Genomic DNA, 22817 nt, shown 5'->3' with positions numbered 1-22817 from the left:
CAACCGAAGGCGGCCCTCGAGTGTCAAGATCGGCATGAGAAAGCACATCTCCCTGCTGGCGGCAGCCGGCCTGGTGGCCGTCGGTCTGGCCGCCGCCCCCGCGAACGCCGCCGATCCGGTGTTCACGCTGATCAGCCCGGCGGAGATCGGCCTGCGCCCGCACCCCGGCCAGAGCGGCGAGCCGCAGAAGACCTCGGTCGACTTCCGTGTGGAGAACCCGACCGGGGGCGAGTTCCAGGCTCCGACCACCTACACGGTCGACCTGAGCCCGCTCAAGGGCATCGCGGACGTCACGCTCGGCGACGGGTCCAGCCGCTGCACCCTTACCGCGGCTGCGGTCACCTGCGACGGCCGCTGGGGGATCTCCCCCGGCGAGGACTGGGTGGGGTCCCTGGACCTCGCCGCCGCCAAGGGCAGCAAGGCCGGCGCGGTCGTCGACCTGACGATGACCGGCGCGGCGAAGGGCGCCACCTTCAAGCCCACCACCACCAAGGTCCGGATCGGCGGCCCCGATCTGGTGATGGAGGAGGCGGCCCTCAAGGCGAAGCTGAACCCGGGGGAGGCGCAGCCGCTCCCGATCGTCTTCGGCAACACGGGCACCGAGTCCGTCAAGGGCGTGGCGCTGGAGCTGAGGACCACGCACGGCATGGGCCTGGTCGAGGAATACGACAACTGCGCCCACAGCGAGGACGACACCACCGACAAGCCCTGGAACAAGGGCTGGTCCACGACGCTCTGCACCTTCGACAACGAGGTCAAGCCCGGCGAGGTCTACGAGATCGCCGGCGCGCTCACCCTGAAGGCCGCTCCGCACGCCTTCCAGGAGGGCCTGATCTACGGGGTCCACCAGGCCGGTTCCGAGCCGAAGTCCACGCGGAAGCTCAGCACGCCCCGCACGGGCAAGAAGCTGGGCATCAAGGCGCGCTCGGCCAAGGCCGCGCCGAGCTCCGCCGATCTGGACCCGTGGAACAACCGGCAGGAGTTCGACTTCTCGGTGAAGAACACCGCCGACCTGGTGGCCACCTCCACCTCCCTGAAGGGCAAGGCGGGCGAGACGGTCAAGGCCGAGCTCGGCTTCCGCAACGAGGGTCCGGCGTGGGTCGCCTACTTCCGCGCGGGTGAGGACGTGGCTCTCGCGGACATCGTGATCCCGGCCGGAGCCAAGGTCACCAAGGTTCCGGAGCAGTGCACTGCCACAACGGCGGGGGGCGAGTACCGCGAAGAGCAGCTGGGCGCCCCCCGCTACTTCTGCACGACGTCGCACATCATCGGGGAGAAGCAGAGGTTCGACTTCCCGTTCGAGCTGAAGATCGAGAAGGTCGTGACGGCCGCCACCGGCTCCGTCTCGGTCGGCCAGTGGTCCGCCAAGGGCACCACCCCGCAGGGCTGGGACCCGAACCACGCCAACAACAAGGCCGCCTTCGTGATCAACGGCAAGGACGTCGTCCCCACGCCGACCACGGCCCCGACCACCCCCGGCCCGAAGCCGACGGCTTCCACGAGCCCGTCGGCCACGCCGGGTACGAGCACCACCCCGAGCCCGGGCGCCAGTACCCCCGGCGGCAAGTCTCCGAACGGCGGTCTCGCCGACACCGGCTCCACCGCCGGGCCGGTCCTGCTCGCCGGTGCGGTGCTCGTGGCCGCCGGTGCCGCGGTGTTCCTGGTGTTCCGCCGGAGGGTCACCGGCCGCGCGTAACGGCGTGGGCCTGGGAGCCCGACGGGGGAAACAGAAGAACGGCCGGTCCGGGGCGTCCCCCGGGCCGGCCGTCCTCGTGTGGTGACCGGGCTGCTGTCCCCTGCCGTCCGGTCACATGAAGGAGCGAGGTCCCACGACGCACGCCCCGCAGGGGGTGCGTCTCATCGCTCCAGCGAGCCACGCGTGGTGCTGCGGTCCCGCACCTGGCTGGCACGGTCATCCGCATCAACGAAGGGCCGTGGGGGCGGTCACGGTCCGGACGGGTGACGAACAGGCGTTACGGGTACGGCCGAGGCCGAGGCCGCGGTGACCGGCGCCGGCCTCAGACCCGGCCCCGGCACAGCTCCAGCAGGGTCATCGCCAGCGTGGTGCCGGGCTTGCCGAGGGCGTCGCTCCAGTGCCCCAGGACCTCCATCTCGCGGGACAGGTGCACCCGGCGCCCGCCCGAGGTGATCCGGGCGTCCTGGATGACGGTCGAGACGGCCATCCGTTCCTGGATCAGGCCGATGATCCGGTCGTCGATGGCGTCGATCCGCTCGCGGGATCCGGCGATCAGCTGCTCGGGGGTGATCGCGGTGGCGGTGGCGGACGAGGTGGCGGTGGCGGTCGCGGGGGTGATCGTGGTCGTGCTCATGGTCGGTCTCCTGTCGGTGGGGTCCGACCGGAGCGGGAACGCCAGAGCGCCCCGGTCCTGTCGGACCGGGGCGCTCTGGGAAGTCAGTGGCTCAAGCGAGCATCACGATGACCCATGGCGACCGGACCGGCCGGTGCCATAGGTAAAGAGGAAGCTCAGCTGCTTGCGCATGGAGGGATTATTACCCTCTGTCCCGCTCCGTGCCAAGCCGGTTCGGACACTGAGACGAAGAGGGGTATCCGTCCCCCGTTAGAATCGACAAAACAACCCCCTCTTCCGCCGGAAGGCCTGCCCCGTGCCAGAAGCCACCTTCGCCACCCACGACAGCGCCCCGGACACGGTTCTCGTCGTCGACTTCGGCGCCCAGTACGCGCAGCTGATCGCCCGCCGCGTCCGCGAGGCACGGGTCTACTCCGAGGTCGTGCCCAGCACGATGCCCGTGGCCGAGATGCTCGCCAAGAACCCGAAGGCGATCATCCTGTCCGGTGGCCCGTCCTCCGTGTACGAGGAGGGCGCCCCCCAGCTCGACGGCGCGATCTTCGAGGCCGGCGTCCCCGTCTTCGGCATGTGCTACGGCTTCCAGCTCATGGCGGTCACCCTCGGCGGCACCGTCGACAACACCGGCTCGCGCGAGTACGGCCGTACCCCGCTGGCCGTCTCCAAGGCCGGATCCACCCTCTTCGAGGGCACCCCCGAGAACCAGTCGGTGTGGATGTCCCACGGCGACGCCTGCTCCGCCGCTCCCGAGGGCTTCACCGTCACCGCGTCGACCGACGTCGTACCGGTCGCGGCCTTCGAGAACGACGAGAAGAAGCTCTACGGCGTGCAGTACCACCCCGAGGTGATGCACTCCACGCACGGCCAGCAGATCCTGGAGCACTTCCTCTACCGCGGTGCGGGCCTGCAGCCCACCTGGACGCCCGGCAACATCGTCGAGGAGCAGGTCGCCCTCATCCGCGAGCAGGTCGGCGACAAGCGCGCCATCTGCGGCCTGTCCGGCGGCGTGGACTCCGCGGTCGCCGCGGCCCTCGTGCAGAAGGCCATCGGCTCGCAGCTCACCTGCGTCTACGTGGACCACGGTCTGATGCGCAAGGGCGAGACCGAGCAGGTCGAGAAGGACTTCGTCGCCGCCACCGGCGTGCAGCTGAAGGTCGTCGACGCCCAGGAGCGCTTCCTGAACGCGCTGGCCGGGGTCTCCGACCCGGAGACCAAGCGCAAGATCATCGGCCGCGAGTTCATCCGCGTGTTCGAGGCTGCCCAGCTGGAGATCCTCCAGGAGGACGGCCCGGCGGTGGCCTTCCTGGTCCAGGGCACCCTGTACCCGGACGTCGTCGAGTCCGGCGGCGGCACCGGCACCGCCAACATCAAGTCCCACCACAACGTGGGCGGGCTCCCCGACGACATCGAGTTCGAGCTCGTCGAGCCGCTGCGCCAGCTGTTCAAGGACGAGGTCCGGATGGTCGGCCAGGAGCTCGGCCTGCCCGCCGAGATCGTCCAGCGCCAGCCGTTCCCCGGCCCCGGCCTCGGCATCCGCATCGTCGGCGAGGTCACCAAGGAGCGCCTGGACCTGCTCCGCGAGGCCGACGCCATCGCCCGCCACGAGCTCACGGCGGCCGGCCTGGACCGCGAGATCTGGCAGTGCCCGGTCGTCCTGCTGGCCGATGTCCGCAGCGTCGGCGTCCAGGGTGACGGTCGTACGTACGGCCACCCGATCGTGCTGCGCCCCGTCTCCTCCGAGGACGCGATGACCGCGGACTGGACGCGCATGCCGTACGAGGTGCTCGCGCGGATCTCCACCCGCATCACCAACGAGGTGCCGGACGTGAACCGCGTGGTCCTGGACTGCACGAGCAAGCCGCCGGGCACCATCGAGTGGGAGTAGTCCCACCTGCTCAGCCGTACGTGACGAGGCCGCCGCTCCCGCCCAGGGAGCGGCGGCCTCGCCGCGTGTATGGCCTCTTCGGCCGGTCGCCGGTACTTTGCGCCGCGACCTTGAAGGAGGGGCCATGACCGAGCGACCCGCAGCCGCGCCCGCACCCGTGCCCGCCGAGCGGCTCGGCTTCGAGATGCCGCCGGTGTTCGCCACCCCCGGGGAGGAGCGCGCCCACCGCAAGGAGCGGCTCGCCGGGGTGCTGCGGCTGCTGGGCGGGCTCGGGTACGAGGACGGGGTGGGTGGGCACGTCAGCGCTCGGGACCCGGAGTTCGAGGACTGCTACTGGGTGAACCCCTTCGGCCGGGCCTTCGGCGCACTCGGCCCCGACGACCTGCTGCTGGTCGACGGGGAGGGGCGGGTCCGCCAGGGGGAGCGCAGGGTCAACCAGTTGGCCTTCGCCGTACACGCGGCCGTCCACCGGGCCCGGCCCGCCGTGGTGGCCGTCGTCCGCACGCAGGCCCCGTACGGCAGGGCGCTCGCCGCGCTCGGCGAACTGCTCGCCCCCGTCACCCAGGAGGCCTGTTCCTTCTACGAGGACCATGCGCTGCTCGACGAGTTTTCGGGCGACGGGGACCCCGAGCGGATCGCGGGCGCGCTCGGCCCCTACAAGGCGCTGGTCCTGCGCAACCTCGGGCTGCTGACGGTCGGCGACTCGGTGGAGGCGGCCGCCTGGTGGTTCATCGCGGCCGAGCGGGCCGCGCAGGTGCAGCTGATCGCGCGGGCGGCCGGGAAGGCGGTGCTCATCAGCCACCACAGCGCGCTCGCGACCCGGGAGCGGTTCGGGTCCGATCTGGCTGCCTGGGCCAACTGCCAGCCGCTTCTGGAGGCCCCCGGAGCGGGTCCGTCAACATCATGAACGGTTAATCACCTGCTCTGACATCGTGCGCAATCCGGAGCACTGCCGCAGTGGTGCACAATTCGCTGGCACTGCACCGTAGTTCAGAGAGGCGGCACGTTCGTGGCTGTCCAAGAGATGTCCAGAAGCACCCATACCGCGGCCTGTGCCTGCGAGGACTGCACACGAGAGGGGCACCGCCGCGCGGTCGCAGCGTTCCTGGAGAAGCGCGACGAGTTCGCCTCGGGGCAGGGGGTGCCGGCCGCCGTGGCCCACTCCCTCGGAGCCTCCCGCCAGTGGGTCTCCGACGAGCTGACCCTGTCGGCCCGGACGGTCGCCGACCGGGGCCGGGAGGCGGGCAGCTCCTGGCTCTACCTGTTCTCCCGGCGGGCCGTCCTCGCCGTGTGGATCGCCGCCGGGGTGCTGCTCCTGGTCCAGGTCGGCACCGCGCTCGGCACCGGCTGGTCCACGACGCGCACCGCCGGGCTGCTGGCCGCGCTCGTGCTGGCCGCCCTGCTGACGGTGGCGGCCCGCGCGCAGACGATCCGGGGCGGTCTGCTGGCCCCGCTGGTCGGCGAGGACAACCGGCTGTCCACCTCGAAGACGGTGCCGAGCGCCTGGCTGGTGCTCACCGCCTTCGCGACGCTGCTGCCGGCGCTGCGGCTCGCGGCCTCCTCTCCGGGACCCGAGCGCCAGGCGCTGTACGCGGGGCTCGCGCTCGACCGGGCGCTGCCGCTGCTGGCGGTGCTCGGGCTGACCTCGGGGGTCGCGGTGCTGGTGCGCCGGGTGGTCTCCGTACGGATCATGGGGCAGCGGCTGCAGAAGCTGCCGGCGGACCGCCCGACCGGGGCGGACCTGCTGACGGACGACGCGGGCCGGGGCTCCTTCCCGGACGCCCAGTACGTCCTGGTCTCCACGGTGGTACTGGCCTTCGCGGCGGTCTCGCTGGCCCGGTTCCCGGACCGGCTGCCGGCGCTGCCGTGGGCACTGGCGCTGCTGGTGGCCCTGTCGGCGGCCGTGTACCTGGCGGCGAAGTACGCCGAGGGCAGCCGCCCGCTGGTCCTGTCGGTGGTGCGCAGACGCGAGCCCGGGGACTTGGACGCGGCGATCCGCCCCGGGGACGACATCGAGATCCGGGGAGTGGGCTTCGTCCCGCCGGGGGCGCAGACGCCGGAAATGCTGGCCCGGCTGGTGGTCCGGGTGGGTGCGGTCCATGTGCACGTACCGCTGGTCCCGGTGGCGGGCGGCTTCACCAACCCGTCCGACGCCGTGCTGACCGTGCCGGTCCCGGCGGAAGTGGAACCGGGGCGGATCGAGATCCAGGTCGTCACCGCCGCGGGGGTGGAATCAAACCGGTGCACCATCGACGTGGCGGAGTGAAGCGGGTACACATAGCGCGTGACCCGAACTGACGTCCCCTCCGGCGCCCCTGACGCTCCCACCGGTTCGAGCGGCTTGCGCGGTCTGCGCGAGCTCGCCGCCCGCCACGCGCTCCTGCCCCTGCGGATCTTCCTCGGCGTGACCTTCGTCTACGCCGGCCTGGACAAGCTGACCGACTCGGTCTTCCTCTCCGCCACCGGCAGCGGCTCCATCGGCGAACTGATGAGCGGGGTGCGCGACACCTCGGCGATCCCGGCCATGGTGGACCTGGCCCTGAAGGCGCCCGTCGGCTTCGCCGTGGCCCTGGCCATCGGGGAACTCCTGGTGGGCCTCGGGGTCCTGGCCGGACTGCTGACCCGGATCGCGGCCGTCGGCGGAGCCCTGATCTCGCTGAGCCTGTGGCTCACCGTGTCCTGGGCGGTGACCCCCTACTACTACGGCAACGACCTGATCTACCTGATGGCCTGGACCCCACTGGTCCTCGCCGGGGCGCCCTACCTCTCGCTGGACTCGCTGATCCGCTCGCGCCGGTCGCGGCGCACGGCATAGGTCACCAGCCCGGCGACGGCGGCGAAGGCGAGACCGCCCGCGGTCATCATCAGGACGAAGAACCAGGGCGGGTCGGCCTCTCCGGCCGCGCCGAGGAGATAGAGCACCCCGGCCGCCATCAGGACCAGTCCCGCGATCAGCCGTCCCGGCTGGAACTCATGACGCCGCACGGGCCACCTCCACCTGTCCCACACCCGCGATGAGGTGCAGATCGATCGTGCCGCCCGCCTCGGTGCCGGGGGAGGGCTGCAGGGTCACCCGCCGGAAGGCGTCGCGGCCCTGGATGCGTATGTGTTCGCTCGTTTCGCCGGGCATCTGGATGTCGCCCAGCTTGATGAGCGCCTCCGTCTCCGCGGTGACCTCCCTCGGGAGGATCACCCGCAGCCGGCCCGCGTCCATGGAGGCACGGACGACCACGGTCGCGCCCTTGGGCACGTCCAGGCGGCTGAGGTCCAAGGTGGCGAGCCCGGTGCCCGCCGCGTAGGACGGCGCCACGTCGGCCACCGCGGCCGGCCGCCAGACGACGTCCTTCCACTCGGTGCCGATCTCCTTGGGCAGTGCCACCGCCCCGGCCAGCAGCCCGGCGGTGATCACCGAGAGCAGGATGGTGCCGAAGCCGGTGCGGCCCTTGACCGAGCTCACCGCCAGCCCGAGGCCGAAGACGGCGAGGGCGGAGGCGGAGCCGACCTGCAGGGCGTGGCTCAGGGTGCTGCCTTCCCAGACCGCGGCCGTGGCGGCGCTCCCGGCCAGCGCGGCCAGTACGAACACCCGGCCGCCGATGCCGCCCCGCGGCTCCCTGCGGACCTGCCGCGCGTACTCCGGGGCCGCGGGCGCGGCCGGATCGCCGCCGGGGCCGGCGGGGACCGAGTCCTCGGGACCCCACAGGTAGCCCGTGGAGCCGACCGGTCCCGTGGTGCCGTCCTTGACCAGCGGATCCCGCCACCAGGACGGGCCGCCGGGCACGGGCGGCGCCTGGGTCTCGGGCGGCGCCGGACTGTGCGCGGTGCGGTGCCCGGTGCGGGTGGCCGCCGGGTACACGAACTCGGCGCCCGGCGCGGCCTTCTCCTCGGGCGCCGCGCCGGGACCGCTCCGCCGCCGCTGCGACCAGTACGCCGCTGCGCCGAGCGCCAGGACGGCCAGGACGGAGAAGACCGCCAGCCCGCCGTTGTCCAGCATCGACAGGAACAGGGCGCAGCCCACCAGCGCGGCGAAGACCGCTGCCAGCGTCGAGCCCTCGACCCGGCCGGTCAGCAGCTTCTTCGCCTCGCTGTCCTCCTCGCCCTCCTGGGGCAGGAGCAGCCACGCGAAGCCGTAGAAGATCAGACCGACGCCGCCGGTGACGGCGAGGACGCCGAGCACGATCCGGAATATCACCGGGTCGAGGCCGAAGTACCGGCCCAGGCCGCCGCACACGCCCGCGAGCACCTTGTCGCGCTTGCCGCGGCGCAGGGGAGGGCGCTCGGCGAGCGGCGAAGCGGAGCCGGCACTCGCGCCGGCCGCACTCGCGCCGGCCGCACTCCTGCCGGCTCCTGCGTCCGGCGGCGGGGAATCGTGTACTTCGGTCATGCGTACATGGTGACGGTCCGCCGCCGTCGTGGGCATCCGGATCTACCCTGGCGCAACCCTGATATCCCCCCGAGAGAACTGGGGGGCTGCCCTGATGCCACGGCCGCCGGGAGCGTGTGACCATCGGTGACATGCCCGTAGCAGCCGCCCCACGCCCGCCGTACGCACCGGACTCCGACGAAACGCCGCAGCGCAAGCTCTACCGCAGCGCCGACGGCCGGATGCTCGGCGGAGTCGCGCGCGGCCTCGCCGGGCACCTGGGCCTGCCCGTCGTCTGGGTCCGGCTCACCTTCCTCGGCCTGTTCATGTGGGGCGACGGCCTCGGCGTGCTGCTCTATGCCGCGTTCTGGGTCTTCGTACCGCTCGGCGTCGGCGGCCGCAGCGGCCACCGCTCCTACTTCGACATCCTCCCCGACGGCACCCGGCGGCTGCGCAAGCCCGAGCGGGGCCAGATCATCGCGCTGATCGCGCTGTGCGTCGGCGCGGGCATCTTCATCTCCCAGGTCCAGGTCGGCGGCAGCTCCGGACGGTACGTGTGGCCGACCCTGCTCGTCGGCGCCGGCGTGGTCCTGGTCTGGCGCCAGGCCGACAACGCCCGCCGCGCCCACTGGAACGCCGCCGCCGGCCGGTACGCCCGGCTGCTGCAGGCCGCCCGCGCCCTCGCGGGCGTGGCCCTGGTCGGCGTGGGCCTGACCGTCTTCATCGTGGTCCGCGGCTCCGCCGCCCAGCTGGGCAACGTACTGACCGCCACCCTCGCCGTCCTCGTCGGCGTAGCCCTCCTCGCCGGCCCCTGGCTGATCCGGATGACCCAGGACCTCTCCGAGGAGCGCCTGATGCGCATCCGCGCCCAGGAGCGCGCCGAGGTGGCCGCCCACGTCCACGACTCCGTGCTGCACACCCTCACCCTGATCCAGCGCAACGCCGAGGACGTCGGCGAGGTGCGCCGCCTCGCCCGCGCCCAGGAGCGGGAGCTGCGCAACTGGCTGTACAAGCCCGAGGGCACCGGCAAGGACGAGGGCCAGGAACCCACGACACTGGCCGACGCCGTGAAGAAGACCGCCGCCGAGGTCGAGGACCACCACGGGGTCCAGATCGAGGTGGTCGTCGTCGGCGACTGCCCCCTCGACGAGAAGCTGGCCGCACAGATGCAGGCCGCGCGCGAGGCGATGGTCAATGCCGCCAAGTACGGTGGCGACGGCGGCCCCGTCCAGGTGTACGCCGAGGTGGAGGGCCAGACGGTGTTCGTGTCCGTACGCGACCGCGGACCCGGCTTCGACATCGACGCGGTACCGGACGACCGGATGGGCGTACGAGAATCGATCATCGGCCGGATGCAGCGCAACGGCGGGACCGCCCGACTGCGGTCCGCGCCCGACGGCGGCACGGAAGTCGAGCTGGAGATGGAGAGGGCGGCGAAGGCAGCATGACCGAGGACAGCGCGAGCACCGGCGGCGTGACCAGGAGGGTCCGGGTGGTGCTCGTCGACGACCACCGGATGTTCCGCACCGGGGTACAGGCCGAGATCGGCGAGACCGAGCGGACCGGGGTCGAGGTCGTCGGCGAAGCCGCCGACGTGGACCAGGCCGTCACCGTCATCACCGCCACCCGACCCGAAGTGGTGCTCCTCGACGTGCACCTGCCCGGTGGCGGCGGCGTCGAGGTACTGCGCCGCTGCGCCCCGCTGATGGGCGCCGTCGAGGACCCCGTGCGGTTCCTGGCCCTGTCGGTGTCGGACGCCGCCGAGGACGTCATCGGGGTCATCCGGGGCGGTGCCCGCGGCTATGTCACCAAGACGATCACCGGCACCGACCTGGTGGACTCGGTCTTCCGCGTCCAGGACGGGGACGCGGTGTTCTCGCCGCGCCTCGCGGGCTTCGTGCTCGACGCCTTCGCCTCGACGGACGCCCCGCCGGTCGACGAGGACCTGGACCGCCTCACCCAGCGCGAGCGCGAGGTGCTGCGGCTGATCGCGCGCGGGTACGCGTACAAGGAGATCGCCAAGCAGCTGTTCATCTCGGTCAAGACGGTGGAATCCCACGTCTCGGCGGTGCTGCGCAAGCTCCAGCTCTCCAACCGCCACGAGCTGACCCGCTGGGCGACGGCCCGCCGGCTTATCTGAGCCCCGGCCGTCCCGGCCCCCCTCAGGCGGGCCGGGAGGCTCCGGCCCAGGGCATCGAATCGATCGGCGCGAGGCGGACCGTGGAGCCGGGGCGCGGGGCGTGGATCATCTGGCCGTTGCCGATGTACATGCCGACGTGCGTGACGCCGGAGTAGAAGAACACCAGGTCGCCGGGGGCCAGCGCATCGCGGGAGACCCGCTGTCCCGCGTTGATCTGCGTGTAGGTGGTGCGCGGCAGCGACACCCCGGCCGCCCGCCAGGCCGCCTGGGTCAGGCCGGAGCAGTCGTACGAGCCCGGTCCCGTCGCTCCCCACACGTACGGCTTGCCGATCGCCCCGTACGCGAACGCCACCGCGCGGGCCGCGCGGGAGCCGTCGGAGGGCGGCGGAGTCCGGGTGGCGGGGCCGCTCGGGGCGGGGCCGGCCGAGCGGGCCTCGTAGGCCGCCCGCTCCTCGGCCGTCAGCTTGGCCAGCAGCCGCTGCGCCGCGGTCAGCTTCTCCTCGATCTCGGCCTTGTGGGCGGCGAGTTCGCGCTGGCGGACCCGCAGGTCGGCGAGGCGCCCGGTGGCCCGGTCCCTGAGCTTGCCGACCTCGTCGAGCCCCCGCCGCACGGCGGAGATGTCGGCCGCGTTGCGGTTCCCGGCGCGGGTGATGAGGGCGGCCCGGTCCAGGTACTCCTGCGGATCGTCGGACATCGCCAGCCGTACGGCGGTGCCCAGCGTGCCGCTGCGGTACTGCGTCGCGGCCAGCGAACCGAGCGCGCTGCGGGCCGTGTTGAGCCGGTCGGTCTTGCGTGCGGTCTCGTCCCGCAGACCGTCGAGCGCGCGCTGCGCCTCGTCGGCCTTCTCCTTCGCCCCGTTGTACCGGTCCGACGCGGCCTCGGCCTCCTCGTAGAGCCGGTCCATCTCCGCCTTGACCTGCGAGGGCGTCGGCTGCGGATCGGCGTGGGACGTGCCTTCGAACGCGGTGGCGGTGGCAGCGCCCGCGAGGGCGAGGGTGGCGGCGGTGGTGCGTACGGAGCTCCGTGCCGTGCCGCCGGTGAGCGGGCGCTGCCTGGGCTTTCGATGACTGGCCACGAGGGCCTCACGTCCTTCCTCCATCGGTGCTTGGAGGAGGGACGCTAGACCCGAAGGTAACGGGAAGATGACGAGATGATCGAAAGTGGCCGGACGCGACCGGACCTGTCTGGTCGGGGGTCTGCCGATGACCTTCCGTTATCCGCGGATCTCCGTCAGGCGGGCGAAGACGACCACGTTGCCGTCGTAGCCCCCCTTCTTCGAGAAGCCCCCGCCGCAGGTGATCACACGGAGTTCAGGGGCGCCCTTGGGGCCGTAGACCCGCGCCGCCGGGAAGGCGTTCTTGCCGACGACCTCGTTGCCGTACACCGTGAACACGGCGGTACGGCCGTCCTGTCGGTCCACCTCGATGTGCTGCCCCCGCCCCAGCGAGCCGAGCGTGTAGAAGACGGCCGGACCCTGCTTGTTGTCCACATGGCCGTCGATCACCGTCGTGCCCTGCGTGCCCGGGGCGGGGGAGCCCTCGTACCAGCCGGCCAGGTTCCGGTCCTCCGGCGGCGGGGCGTCGACCCATCCCTCGGGGTCGAGTCCGACCCGGGTGACGGGGGCGTCGACCTGTACGGCCGGAATCCGGATCCGGGTCGGCGGGGAGGGCTTCAGCGGCCGCGGGGCCGGCGGGAGGCGGCGGGCGGCCTCGTCGTGGGCCGGGTCGCTGACCAGCGTGGCGGCCTGCGCGGGCTGCGGCGGACCGCCGTTCAGTTCGAGTCCGTTGGTGAGGAGAAACGCGCCGCTGAGGGCGACCACGGCAACGACGCCCCAGCCGCCGCGAGGCTTCGTACGCTCCTGGGGGCGGGGCATGATGCGCGCTCCTTCCGTGGTCTTGGGGTTCTCGTGGGGCCGCCGGTACTGGACCGGGCCCGTCCGGTCGCCAGGGGCGGGTCGGACGGGCCCGGCGGTCAGGGGGAGGGCGGTCAGGCGTTGTCGCCCGCCCGGCGGCGCATCAGGAACACGCCACCGCCGAGCGCACCGGCCAGCAGCGCGGAACCGGCCGCGATCTCGGTGCCGTTCAGCCCGGCGGCGCCGCCGCCGAGGCCGGCCTTGACGCCCTTGGAAGGAGTGGTCGTACCGGTGCCGGTACCGGTCGAGTGGCCCGCGACCGTGAGGGTGGTCGTGCCCTTCTCGCCCTTGCAGTCGAAGGTGACCTCGTACTGGGCACCCGGCTTGGCGTCCGGGTCCACCTTGGCGGTGGCGGGCTTGCCCTCGTTGAGCTCGACCGCGTCGAAGATGCCGGAGGAGACCTTCACCAGCGGTTCCTGGCACCCGGTGGCGTTCAGCGTGACGGTGCCGCCCGGGGCGACGGTGGAAGGGGAGACGGTGAATCCGAACGACGTGACGTTGGGCGTGGTCCCGCCGTCGTTGGCCGAGGCGATCGGCGCGGCGATCGCGAAGGCCGCGGTGGACAGCAGGGCTACGGACGCGACACGTATGGAGCGCATGGTGAATCCTCCGGGTCCCCGAGGCGCAGCCGCGAACAATTTGTCCGCAAAAGGCAGGAAATGCTCCTCGATGTGCTAGACGCTAGGCCCGGTTGGTGGAACCTGCGAATCGAACAGCACGAACGGACCAACGGAGAGAGTGAGTTGGCGGGCGCTCCGCCAACTCCTCTGATACGGACGGTGAGCGGCACGCCGGACGGCCCGCCGCATGGTGGCGCTGAGTGACGGACACGCCGAGGGGGCGGCGTGCCAATGAAGGCCGGCGGACGCCGGCGGACGCCGGCGGACGGATCCGTGGCCGCCGACGGGTCGGAGCCTGCGCGGCCGCAGGCGCGTTCACCCCGGCCGGACGCTCCCGTAGATCGGCTGGTAGTAGACCGAGTCCTCGCGGACGGACGTCCCCGGCCGCGGGGCGTGGATCATGCGGCCGCCGCCGATGTAGATCCCGACGTGGCTGATGTCCGAGTAGAAGAAGACCAGGTCCCCCGGGCGCAGATCCTTGGTCGCGATCCGCGGGGCCGCCTTCACCTGGTCCCAAGTGGTCCGCGGCAGCGTGATCCCCGCGGCCCGCCAGGCGGCCTGGGTCAGGCCGGAGCAGTCGTACGACCGCGGGCCGGTCGCGCCCCAGACGTACGGTTTCCCCAGCTGGGCCCGGGCGAAGGCGACCGCCCTGGCACCCGACGCCGACGCCGCGGCGTCCGAGGGCAGCGGTCCCGAGGCGGCCGGGGCCCGGGGGGCCAGGGCCCGGGCCCGCTCCGGCGCGGTGAGCCGCGCCAGCAGGGTGTTCGCCTCCGCGAGCCGGGCCTGCACCTCCTGCTTGCGCCCGCGCAGCTCCTCCTGCGCCCGCTCCAGTTCCCCGACCACCACGGCCGCCTCCCGGCGTTGGCCGGCCGTCTCCGCCCTGGCCCGGATGTACCGGTTGAGCAGCGCGTCCTCGCGGCCGCCGAGCCGGTTCAGCAGGTGCGTCTGCGTGAAGAAGGCCTGCGGATCGTCGCTGAGCAGCAGGGTCGCGGTCCCGCCGAGGCCGCCGGCGCCGCGGTACCGGTCGGCGGCGTAGCTGCCGAGCAGCCGCCGGGCCTCGTTCAGCTTCTGCGTGGTGCCGGCGATCTGGTCCATGAGCGCCGACAGCAGGGCCCGCTGCGCCTCGGTCCGCCCGGCCGCCGCGTCGTAGGCCTGGGTGGCCGTGCCCGCCTGCCGGTGCAGCTCGTCCACGCGGGTCCGTACCTCCTCCACCGAGGGGCGGGGCGCCGGAGCCGCCGCGGCCTGGTGGGGCAGGAGCAGGCCCAAGGAGGACAGGGCCGCGGTCGTGACGACCGCGGCGGGGGCGTGCGGATGTCTTCGGGTGCGCGGCTTGCGGTGGTGGGGGGAAGGGTGGGACGAGGGGAATCCGTACTCGTTCACGGCCGGCACCTCCTTCCGGTTGGCGGAGCACGCTAGCGGCGGAGGGGGCGCCCCGGAAGGGGGCGGGAGGGGTCCGCAGGGCATATGCCGCCGCATTCTTCGGGGGCGGGACCGCGATTTTCCGGGGGCGGGACCGGCTGTCGGTCCCGCCCTCTAAACTCGGAAGGCGATGAGCAGCCTCTTTGACGACAGCTTCCTGGCCGACCTCTCCCCCTCCGAAGAGGTCCCCCCGCCGCCCGAAGACCACGCCGCCCCGGAGACGGGCGCGGACGATCTCTTCGGGGGCCGGTTCGACGCGCCCATCAGCGGGGACGCGTACTACCGGGACGGAGCCCCCAGGCCCGTCATCGACCCGGCGGCGCTCCTGGAGGGGTTGAACACGGAGCAGCGCGCCGCCGTGGTGCACGCGGGCTCCCCGCTGCTCATCGTGGCCGGTGCCGGCTCCGGCAAGACGCGCGTGCTGACGCACCGCATCGGCCACCTGCTGGGCGCGCGCGGGGTCCACCCGGGCCAGATCCTGGCGATCACCTTCACCAACAAGGCCGCCGGTGAGATGAAGGAGCGCGTCGAGGGCCTGGTCGGCCCGCGCGCGAACGCCATGTGGGTCTCCACCTTCCACAGCGCGTGCGTGCGCATCCTGCGCCGCGAGTCCAAGCGGCTCGGTTTCACCTCGTCCTTCTCGATCTACGACGCGTCCGACTCGAAGCGCCTGATGGCGCTCGTCTGCCGCGATCTGGACCTGGACCCGAAGAAGTTCCCGCCGAAGGCCTTCAGCGCCAAGATCTCGAACCTGAAGAACGAGCTCATCGACGCGGACGCCTTCGCCGGGCAGGCCGCCGACGGGTTCGAGAAGACCCTCGCCCAGGCGTACGCGATGTACCAGGGGCGGCTCGGCGAGGCCAACGCGCTCGACTTCGACGACATCATCATGACCACGGTCCACCTGCTCCAGGCCTTCCCGGACGTCGCGGAGCACTACCGGCGCCGCTTCCGGCACGTGCTGGTCGACGAGTACCAGGACACCAACCACGCCCAGTACACGCTCGTGCGCGAGCTGGTCGGCACCGGCTACCCGGACCTGCCGCCCGCCGAGCTGTGCGTCGTGGGCGATGCCGACCAGTCGATCTACGCCTTCCGCGGCGCGACCATCCGCAACATCCTCCAGTTCGAAGAGGACTACGCGGACGCGACCACGATCCTGCTGGAGCAGAACTACCGCTCCACGCAGACGATCCTGTCCGCCGCCAACGCGGTCATCGAGCGCAACGAGAACCGTCGCGCGAAGAACCTGTGGACCGAGGCGGGCAACGGCGCCGTCATCACCGGCTACGTCGCGGACACCGAGCACGACGAGGCGCAGTTCATCGCCGACGAGATCGACCGGCTGACGGACGCGGGCGACGCGAAGGCCGGCGACGTCGCGATCTTCTACCGGACCAACGCGCAGTCCCGCGTGTTCGAGGAGATCTTCATCCGCGTCGGACTGCCCTACAAGGTCGTCGGCGGCGTCCGGTTCTACGAGCGCAAGGAGGTCCGCGACGTCCTCGCGTACCTGCGCGTCCTGTCGAATCCCGAGGACAACGTCCCGCTCCGCCGGATCCTGAACGTGCCCAAGCGCGGGATCGGCGAGCGCGCCGAGGCGATGATCGACGCGCTCTCCATGCGCGAGAAGATCACCTTCCCGCAGGCGCTGCGCCGGGTCGACGAAGCCTTCGGCATGGCCGCCCGCTCGACCAACGCCGTCAAGCGCTTCAACGTGCTGATGGAGGAGCTCCGTACGATCGTCGACTCGGGCGCCGGCCCTGCGGTGGTCCTGGAGGCGGTCCTGGAGCGTACGGGCTACCTCGCCGAACTCCAGGCCTCGACCGACCCGCAGGACGAGACGCGCATCGAGAACCTCCAGGAACTCGCCGCCGTGGCACTCGAATTCGAGCAGGCCAGGGAAGCGGCGGCCGCCGAGGCCGCGGAGAACGGCGCCCCGCCCGTGGGCCCCGGCACGCTCGCGGAGTTCCTGGAGCAGGTCGCGCTGGTCGCCGACTCCGACCAGATCCCGGACGAGGACACCGACGGCAACGGGGTCATCACCCTGATGACCCTGCACACCGCCAAGGGCCTCGAGTTCCCGGTGGTCTTCCTGACCGGCATGGAGGACGGGGTCTTCCCGCACATGCGCGCGCTGGGCCAGACCAAGGAGCTGGAGGAGGAGCGCCGCCTCGCCTACGTGGGCATCACGCGGGCGCGCGAGCGGCTGTACCTGACCCGGTCGAGCATGCGCAGCGCATGGGGCACCCCCTCCTACAACCCGCCGTCGCGGTTCCTGGAAGAGATCCCGGCCGAGTACCTGCAGTGGAAGCGGACGGGCGCGGCGCAGAAGCCGGCGGGCCCGATGCGGACCTCCGGGTACGGGGCTTCGGGCTCGGGCGGGTCGAAGGCCTCCTTCGGCACCTCGCCGGAGGCCTTCCTGTCCTCGTCGCGTACGAAGTCGGGCCCGTCGGGGTTCGCCACGCGGCGGGCCTCCGACAAGCCGGTCATCGCGCTGGTGGTCGGGGACCGGGTCACGCACGACCAGTTCGGGCTGGGCACGGTCATGGAGGTCAGGGGAGCGGGCGCGGACGCGCAGGCCACCATCGACTTCGGGGACGAGAAGCCGAAGCGGCTCCTGCTGCGGTACGCGCCGGTGCAGAAGCTCTGACGCGCGTAACGCGAAGCGGTCCTGCGGGACGCGGAACGGCCCGCCCCCTCGGGGGCGGGCCGTTCCGCGTCGGGCCCCGGCCGGGGCCCGGTCCTAGTTCGGGTTCAGGCCCTTGGCGCGCAGCCAGGCCTGGGGGTCGACCGGAGAACCGCCGCCCGGCCGCACTTCGAAGTGCAGGTGCGGGCCGGTGGAGTTGCCGGTGTCACCGGAGTACGCGATCACGTCGCCGGCCTTGACCTTGCCGGACCGGATCTTGGCGCTGCTGAGGTGGCAGTACCAGGTCTCGGTACCGTCGGGCGCGGTCAGTATCACCATGTTGCCGTAGGCGCTGTTGAACTGGCTGCGCACGGTTCCGTCGGTGGCGGCCATGACCGAAGTCCCGTAGCCCACCGGGAAGTCGATGCCTGTGTGCACGGACATCCAGTTGACGCCCGCCTGGCCGAAGCCGGCGCTGAGGCCGTGCCGTGCGACGGGGAGCGCGAACTTGGGGCGGGCCGCTTCCTTGGCCGCCGCCTCCTCCGCCTTCTGCTTCTTCTCCTCGTCCTGGCGCAGGCGCAGGTCGATGCGTTCCTGGGTGCGGCTCGCGCGGTCCGCGAAGTCGCCGGCGTCGGCGCTGAGGGCGGTGAGCTGCGTGTCGAGCTTGCTGTTCGCCGCGACCGGCTTGATGGAGGCCGGGTCGGGCGCGGCCATCGTGGTGGTCTCCTCGGACGGCTTCTCCGTACCGGTGAGACCGCCCACGGAGGCGGCGGCGACACCCGCGACGCCCATCACGCAGGCCGAGGGAACGGCCACGGTCAGCAGCGCGGAACGCTTGGCCGGAGTACGGCGGCGGTTGTTGCCGCTGCCGCCGGCCTTGGCTGTGCTCGCCTTGGCGACGGGCTTCGAGGCGGGCTTGGAGCCGGCGCGGCGCGAGGGGCGCGGCTCGGCGGGCGCGGCCGGGGTGACGGGCATGGCCTGGGTGGGCAGGTCGTGCACTGCGGCGAGCGCGCCGTCTGCCGCGTCCGCATCCAGGTCCGCGGCATCGGTGGGGATGAAATCGAAGACGGCGGTGTCGGTGTAGGTCACGTCGGCCGCGACGGCGACGGGGGCTTCGGCCTCGGGTGAGGAGGCGGCGTAGACCTCGTAGCCGTAGTCGTAGGCGTACTGCTGCTCGTGAACCTGGGCCTGCTCGTGCGCCGGCTCCGGGACTTGTTGCTGCTGCTGGTCGTAACCGCCGTACCCGTAGGTCTGCTCGGAGGCCGTGTTCCAGGCGGTGGCGTCGTAGGCGCCGGTCTCGGTCCCGTAGCCCGGGACCGACCAGTGGCCGGTCTGTTCGGCGGGGGTCTCGTAGCCGAAGGGGGCGGACTGGTAGTCCAGGGAGACGCCGGCCTGGGTGGGCACGGTCGAGAGGTAGCCGTCGTAGTGGGTGTATCCGTCGACGGACGGCTGCGCGTAGCCGTTCTGGGGGGCGGCCCAAGCCGTGGTGTCGTACGAACCGGTGTCGTAAGAACCGTAGGTGGCGCCGTAGTTGTAGCCCTGACCCTGCGATTCATAGGGCGCATAGGCCGAATCGCCAGCGAAAGTGGTGGTGGAAAGGCCGTCATACCCGAAATCGGGGTACTGGCCCGACAAGGGGCGGTCGTTCACCAACTTCTCTTTCGCCTCGGCAGCGGGGGGCCTGGGTGGCCGAGGAATGTGGGGTCCTCGGAGGAGAGCAGTGGCGTGACTGTACCCGGCGGTTACACGCAACGACAATCTTCGGAGGCTTTTGTGCTCGGCGGAACCGGGCATTCGGCTTCCTTTCGGTCGCCCGAAGACCGACCCTTGGCCTTGAGTTCGAAACGTGTTCGAGTGGGGGGTCGGATTTCGCTCCCATGGTCGAAGCGGGAGTCGAGGTCGGAGCCGAGGCCGGAGTGGGGTGGGTGGTCAGGCTACGGATGCGGCGCCGGGGTGCCGGAGGGCTATCGGCCTAGGGCCGTCGAGCGAGCGCCGGACCGCCGCGATGACGGTGGGGTGCGCGGGCAGGGCGAGATGCCCGATACCGGTGACCTGCACGTTTTCCACGAGCAGGTCCGGGTGCTCGATGCGGGCCGTCTCGGTCGGGTCCATCAGCTCGTCGAACTCGCTCCAGAACGCAACGCATCGGGTGCGGCAGCCGGGCGCGGGCGCGCGCAGTTCGGCGAGCACCTCGGAACCCGGGCGCATCTGCCGGACCAAGGGGTGCGCGTCCATGAAGGGCGCCACGCGGGTGCCGGAATGCGGGGTGCCGAGCGTGACGAGCGTGCGGACGCGGGCGTCGCCGCCGAGGCGCTGGACGTAGTACCGCCCGACCAGCCCGCCGAGGCTGTGCCCCACCAGGTCCACCCGGTCCTGCCCCGTGCGCTCGCACAGCTCCTCGACGCGCCGGGCGAGATGCCGGGCGGTGGAGCGCAGGTCGCGGGTGAAGGGGGAGTAGTTGTACGCCTCCACCTGCCGTCGGCCGCCGGCCCCGAGGGCGCGGCGCAGCAGGACGAAGACGGAACGGTTGTCGGTGAACCCGTGGAGCAGTAGCACCGGCGGGCGCTCGTGGGTGGCGGCGGCGGGTCGGTCCGGCAGTACCCCGGTGGGATACAGCAGGATGTGCCCGCCGAGCACGATGACTTCCAGTACGCCCGCCCGCAGCGCGGCCCCGGACATGGTCAGCCCCATGACGGCCCCCCTAGCGTCTTGGGACCGGGGCGTCCGACCGCCCCGTGCCGTGCGGCTGTCGGCGCGGAGCGGTGGTACGCCATCCCACGTGTGATTTCCCCCTCGTGGTTGACCGCGAAACGGGGGTGTGCGCGATGCTGTACTTAACGTTCGTTCACTCGGGAGGCAGTGCGATGGGTGTGACCGGTCCGATCCGTGTGGTGGTGGCCAAGCCGGGCCTCGACGGCCACGACCGAGGCGCCAAGGTGATCGCGCGGGCCCTGCGGGACGCGGGCATGGAGGTCATCTACACGGGCCTCCACCAGACCCCCGAACAGATCGTCGACACGGCGATCCAGGAGGACGCCGACGCGATCGGTCTGTCGATCCTGTCGGGCGCGCACAACACGCTGTTCGCGCGCGTGCTGGAGCTCCTCGCGGAGCGCGATGCGGAGGACATCAAGGTGTTCGGTGGCGGCATCATCCCGGAGGCGGACATTGCTCCGCTGAAGGAGAAGGGTGTGGCCGAGATCTTTACTCCGGGCGCGACTACCACGGCGATCGTGGACTGGGTCCGCGCGCACGTTCGCCAGCCGGTGTAGCGCTGCTGCCGTGCGGCGCCGTTGCCGGGGACCGGTCCCCGGGCCCCTGCGCCTCAAGCGCCGGCGGGGCTGGGGTTTGCCTGGGTCCGGCCCGGCTGCGGATGGGGGCCGGTGCCGGGGGCGGGGTGGGGTGTCGGCCTGGACTGCATGATTTAGGCGCCCCCTGCTCTACTCCGACAGGGTGCGGGCTCTACCTGCGCCACAAATCACGCTCTACGTCCAGGCCGACACCCCACCCCGCCCCCGTCCCCGACCCGGGCCGCCGAATTCAGCCTCGCCGGCGTTTGAGGCGCGGGGTCTGGGGCGGAGCCCCAGGGGGCCGGGCGCAGCCCGGGGCCCTTTTCTTTCAGCCCGTCCGGCGTTTGAGGACCGGGTCAGGGCCGGCCCTGGGAACGGTGGAAGGGCGGGTAGGGGACTTCGCCCCGCAGGGCACCCACCCGGGACGGGGCAGGCGCCCGGGATGGGGCGGCGGTTAGGTTGGTGGGGTTAGTTCCGTGTGGAGGGCCGAGCGCAGTCGCAGGGTGGCGACCAGGCGTTGGAAGGCTTCCGACCAGTACGCCGCCGCGCCCCCCTCCTCCACCGGCTCCGCCGCCAACGCATCGAGCCGCCCCGCCTCCGCAGGATCAAGGCACCGCTCCGCCAGTCCCATCACCCCGCTGAAGCTCCACGGGTAGCCGCCCGCCTCCCGCGCGGAGTCCAGTGCCTCGATCACAGCCCGCCCCAGCGCCCCCGCCCACGGCACCACGCACACCCCGAGCAGTTGGAACGCCTCCGATAGGCCGTGTGCTCGTATGAACTCGGCTACCCACGCCGCCCGTTCTTCTTCCCCGAGGGTCGACAGGAGCTTCGCCCGCTCCGCCAGCGACGCCGTCGCCGGGCCCGCCGCGGGTGGTGCGGACGCCGAGCCGAGCAGGGCATGGGACCACGCGGCGTCGCCCTGCCGCACCGCGGCCCGGCACCAGGCGGCGTGCAGTTCCTCCGCCCAGCCCTCGGCCACCGGCAGCGCCACGATTTCCGCCGGGCCGAGGCCCCCGAACCGGTCCCGCCAGCACGACAGCGGCGCGGACTCCACCAACTGCCCCAGCCACCAGGCCCGCTCCCCGCGCCCGGCCGGCGGCCGCTTGACCACGCCGTCGCGCAGCATCCCCGCATCGCAGTCGGTCGGTGGCGTCACCCCTTCCGGGCCGACGCAGGCCAGTGCCCGCTGCGCCATCCGCCCGGCCAGCGCCGAGGTCGGCAGTGCGGACAGCAGCTCGGCGGCGGTAGCCCGGACGTTGCGGCTGCGGTCGCCCAGTGCCGCCTCCAGGAACGGCTCGTCATCCGCCGACAGCCCCACCCGCAAGGAGTCGAGGAACATCAACCGGTCCTCGGCCCGCTCGGTGTTCCACGTGGTCTCCAGCAGCCGCGGCCCGGCGGCCGCCTCGTGGGCCCGTACGAGGCCGAGCAGCGCGACCCGCTCCGCGAACAGTCCTTCCTGCCACAGCCGTTCCACCCCCACCGCGTCGTGGGGGTCGGGCAGTTCGCCGGCGCCTCCGGATCCCCCGCGCAGTGCGAACCTCCAGTCCGGATTGAGCCGGGCGAGCCACAGGCCGCGCGTCCCGGCCAGGGCCAGCGCCTGCGGCCGGAGGTCGCTGCGGGCCCGCGCGACGTCCAGCAGTGCGGGCACGAGCGAGGCCGGCGCCCGGTACCCGTGCTGCCCGGCGGCGGCCAGCCACTGCGGCAGCAGCTCCGTCAGGTCCGGGGCGGCCCCCCGCCGCCCGCTGCCGCTGCCCGCACCGGCACGGCCCGCCAGGAGCTGCGCGAGCCGCCGCCGGGCCGGCTCCGGTGGTTCCGGACGCGGGTCGCGCGGAGCGGGCTCGGGCCGCGGACCCGCCTCGGCGGGTCTCAGCCCGGCCCGGCGCCGTACCGTCTGCACGGCCGCGGCCCCGAGCAGGGCCTCGGGACTGCCCCGGCGACGCTCGGTGCCCAGCAGTGCGGCTCCCACCAGCTCGTCCCAGGTCTCGTCCTCGTAGGCCGTGTCCGTCGCCGCGGCCGTCGTGCCGGCCGTCGTTCTGGTCGTGGTCACCGGTTGCCCTCCCTCTTTCCCTCGTGTGCCGTGTGCGGGTGTCGTGCTCCGGTCCCGCCCCCTCCGCGGGACCGGAGCAGCTCGGTGTGTTTCCCTGTGCCGCACACGGCCGTACCTACGGCCTCAACTGGCGTGGTTGTCGTCCACGAAAGCCCCCCGGCTCACTCGTTTCGAATACGTCGGCGCCC

19 protein-coding genes are annotated in these 22817 nt (G+C 72.4%); 9 read left to right on the top strand and 10 right to left on the bottom strand.

The window, feature by feature from the left end; all coding sequences use genetic code 11:
• The first annotated feature begins 34 nt into the window (after positions 1-34).
• Positions 35-1696, top strand: coding sequence for an LPXTG cell wall anchor domain-containing protein (locus OHA37_RS14705; RefSeq protein ID WP_266905362.1), 1662 nt, complete (start codon positions 35-37; stop codon positions 1694-1696).
• A gap of 322 nt (positions 1697-2018) precedes the next feature.
• Here OHA37_RS14705 and OHA37_RS14700 read toward each other — a convergent pair whose 3' ends face one another.
• Positions 2019-2330, bottom strand: coding sequence for a chorismate mutase (locus tag OHA37_RS14700; RefSeq protein ID WP_266905360.1), 312 nt, complete (start codon positions 2328-2330; stop codon positions 2019-2021).
• A 295-nt stretch (positions 2331-2625) separates the two neighbouring features.
• Between OHA37_RS14700 and guaA the strand changes: the two genes are divergently transcribed.
• The 4 genes from guaA to OHA37_RS14680 all read left to right on the top strand — a co-directional run bounded on the left by guaA (position 2626) and on the right by OHA37_RS14680 (position 7027).
• Positions 2626-4212, top strand: a complete 1587-nt coding sequence (gene guaA, locus OHA37_RS14695) for a glutamine-hydrolyzing GMP synthase (protein WP_266905358.1) — start codon at positions 2626-2628, stop codon at positions 4210-4212.
• 124 nt (positions 4213-4336) lie between these two features.
• Positions 4337-5119 carry a class II aldolase/adducin family protein gene (locus OHA37_RS14690; RefSeq protein WP_266905356.1) on the top strand — a complete coding sequence of 261 codons (783 nt, stop codon included), beginning with the start codon at positions 4337-4339 and terminating at the stop codon, positions 5117-5119.
• A gap of 102 nt (positions 5120-5221) precedes the next feature.
• Positions 5222-6478, top strand: a complete 1257-nt coding sequence (locus OHA37_RS14685; protein ID WP_266905354.1) for a hypothetical protein — start codon at positions 5222-5224, stop codon at positions 6476-6478.
• Between the two features lie 18 nt (positions 6479-6496).
• Complete coding sequence (locus tag OHA37_RS14680) at positions 6497-7027, top strand: DoxX family protein (protein ID WP_443046164.1); 531 nt, start codon at positions 6497-6499, stop codon at positions 7025-7027.
• On the opposite strand, the gene OHA37_RS14675 is transcribed toward OHA37_RS14680, so the two are convergent.
• Both OHA37_RS14675 and OHA37_RS14670 read right to left on the bottom strand, forming a co-directional pair.
• A complete protein-coding gene (locus OHA37_RS14675; protein WP_266905352.1) occupies positions 6973-7197 on the bottom strand; it encodes a hypothetical protein in 225 nt (74 codons plus the stop codon). The two genes, OHA37_RS14680 and OHA37_RS14675, sit on opposite strands and share 55 nt — an antisense overlap.
• Complete coding sequence (locus OHA37_RS14670; RefSeq protein WP_266905350.1) at positions 7184-8593, bottom strand: PspC domain-containing protein; 1410 nt, start codon at positions 8591-8593, stop codon at positions 7184-7186. Before OHA37_RS14670 ends, OHA37_RS14675 begins: the two co-directional genes overlap by 14 nt.
• 131 nt (positions 8594-8724) lie before the next feature.
• Between OHA37_RS14670 and OHA37_RS14665 the strand changes: the two genes are divergently transcribed.
• Positions 8725-10020, top strand: coding sequence for an ATP-binding protein (locus OHA37_RS14665; protein ID WP_266905348.1), 1296 nt, complete (start codon positions 8725-8727; stop codon positions 10018-10020).
• Positions 10017-10712, top strand: coding sequence for a LuxR C-terminal-related transcriptional regulator (locus tag OHA37_RS14660; RefSeq protein WP_243333471.1), 696 nt, complete (start codon positions 10017-10019; stop codon positions 10710-10712). Before OHA37_RS14665 ends, OHA37_RS14660 begins: the two co-directional genes overlap by 4 nt.
• Positions 10713-10734: 22 nt before the next feature.
• Here OHA37_RS14660 and OHA37_RS14655 read toward each other — a convergent pair whose 3' ends face one another.
• From OHA37_RS14655 to OHA37_RS14640, 4 genes are all read right to left on the bottom strand, one after another.
• Positions 10735-11787 (bottom strand): C40 family peptidase, encoded by a 1053-nt coding sequence (locus OHA37_RS14655; protein ID WP_266905346.1) that lies wholly within the window; start codon positions 11785-11787, stop codon positions 10735-10737.
• Between the two features lie 138 nt (positions 11788-11925).
• Positions 11926-12585: a class F sortase gene (locus tag OHA37_RS14650; RefSeq protein WP_266905344.1), complete on the bottom strand. Its 660-nt coding sequence runs from the start codon at positions 12583-12585 to the stop codon at positions 11926-11928.
• Positions 12586-12698: 113 nt separating this feature from the next.
• Complete coding sequence (locus tag OHA37_RS14645) at positions 12699-13223, bottom strand: hypothetical protein (RefSeq protein ID WP_266905342.1); 525 nt, start codon at positions 13221-13223, stop codon at positions 12699-12701.
• A gap of 336 nt (positions 13224-13559) precedes the next feature.
• A complete protein-coding gene (locus OHA37_RS14640; RefSeq protein WP_266905340.1) occupies positions 13560-14624 on the bottom strand; it encodes a C40 family peptidase in 1065 nt (354 codons plus the stop codon).
• Between the two features lie 169 nt (positions 14625-14793).
• Here OHA37_RS14640 and pcrA point away from each other — a divergent pair, with 169 nt between their 5' ends.
• A complete protein-coding gene (gene pcrA / locus OHA37_RS14635) occupies positions 14794-17316 on the top strand; it encodes a DNA helicase PcrA (protein WP_266905338.1) in 2523 nt (840 codons plus the stop codon).
• 93 nt (positions 17317-17409) lie between these two features.
• Here pcrA and OHA37_RS14630 read toward each other — a convergent pair whose 3' ends face one another.
• Positions 17410-19086 carry a M23 family metallopeptidase gene (locus tag OHA37_RS14630; RefSeq protein ID WP_266905336.1) on the bottom strand — a complete coding sequence of 559 codons (1677 nt, stop codon included), beginning with the start codon at positions 19084-19086 and terminating at the stop codon, positions 17410-17412.
• 135 nt (positions 19087-19221) lie between these two features.
• A complete protein-coding gene (locus OHA37_RS14625) occupies positions 19222-19983 on the bottom strand; it encodes an esterase/lipase family protein (protein WP_266905334.1) in 762 nt (253 codons plus the stop codon).
• A gap of 173 nt (positions 19984-20156) precedes the next feature.
• On the opposite strand from OHA37_RS14625, the gene OHA37_RS14620 reads away from it, so the two are divergent.
• A complete protein-coding gene (locus tag OHA37_RS14620) occupies positions 20157-20564 on the top strand; it encodes a cobalamin B12-binding domain-containing protein (RefSeq protein ID WP_266905332.1) in 408 nt (135 codons plus the stop codon).
• A 472-nt stretch (positions 20565-21036) separates the two neighbouring features.
• Here the strand turns inward: OHA37_RS14620 and OHA37_RS14615 are convergent, their stop codons facing one another.
• Positions 21037-22629, bottom strand: coding sequence for a DUF5691 domain-containing protein (locus OHA37_RS14615; RefSeq protein ID WP_443046163.1), 1593 nt, complete (start codon positions 22627-22629; stop codon positions 21037-21039).
• Positions 22630-22817: the final 188 nt, after the last annotated feature.

This window comes from Streptomyces sp. NBC_00335, from assembly GCF_036127095.1.
GTDB lineage: Bacteria > Actinomycetota > Actinomycetes > Streptomycetales > Streptomycetaceae > Streptomyces.
This window is presented reverse-complemented; position numbering and strand designations above follow the sequence as displayed.

Coding starts and splice junctions, on each gene's coding strand:
- OHA37_RS14705 (WP_266905362.1), top strand. CDS start 35: ATGAGAAAGCACATCTCCCTGCTGGCGGCAGCCGGCCTGGTGGCCGTC.
- OHA37_RS14700 (WP_266905360.1), bottom strand. CDS start 2,330: ATGAGCACGACCACGATCACCCCCGCGACCGCCACCGCCACCTCGTCC.
- OHA37_RS14690 (WP_266905356.1), top strand. CDS start 4,337: ATGACCGAGCGACCCGCAGCCGCGCCCGCACCCGTGCCCGCCGAGCGG.
- OHA37_RS14670 (WP_266905350.1), bottom strand. CDS start 8,593: ATGACCGAAGTACACGATTCCCCGCCGCCGGACGCAGGAGCCGGCAGG.
- OHA37_RS14665 (WP_266905348.1), top strand. CDS start 8,725: ATGCCCGTAGCAGCCGCCCCACGCCCGCCGTACGCACCGGACTCCGAC.
- OHA37_RS14660 (WP_243333471.1), top strand. CDS start 10,017: ATGACCGAGGACAGCGCGAGCACCGGCGGCGTGACCAGGAGGGTCCGG.
- OHA37_RS14650 (WP_266905344.1), bottom strand. CDS start 12,585: ATGCCCCGCCCCCAGGAGCGTACGAAGCCTCGCGGCGGCTGGGGCGTC.
- OHA37_RS14645 (WP_266905342.1), bottom strand. CDS start 13,223: ATGCGCTCCATACGTGTCGCGTCCGTAGCCCTGCTGTCCACCGCGGCC.
- pcrA (WP_266905338.1), top strand. CDS start 14,794: ATGAGCAGCCTCTTTGACGACAGCTTCCTGGCCGACCTCTCCCCCTCC.
- OHA37_RS14630 (WP_266905336.1), bottom strand. CDS start 19,086: ATGCCCGGTTCCGCCGAGCACAAAAGCCTCCGAAGATTGTCGTTGCGT.
- OHA37_RS14625 (WP_266905334.1), bottom strand. CDS start 19,983: ATGGGGCTGACCATGTCCGGGGCCGCGCTGCGGGCGGGCGTACTGGAA.
- OHA37_RS14620 (WP_266905332.1), top strand. CDS start 20,157: ATGGGTGTGACCGGTCCGATCCGTGTGGTGGTGGCCAAGCCGGGCCTC.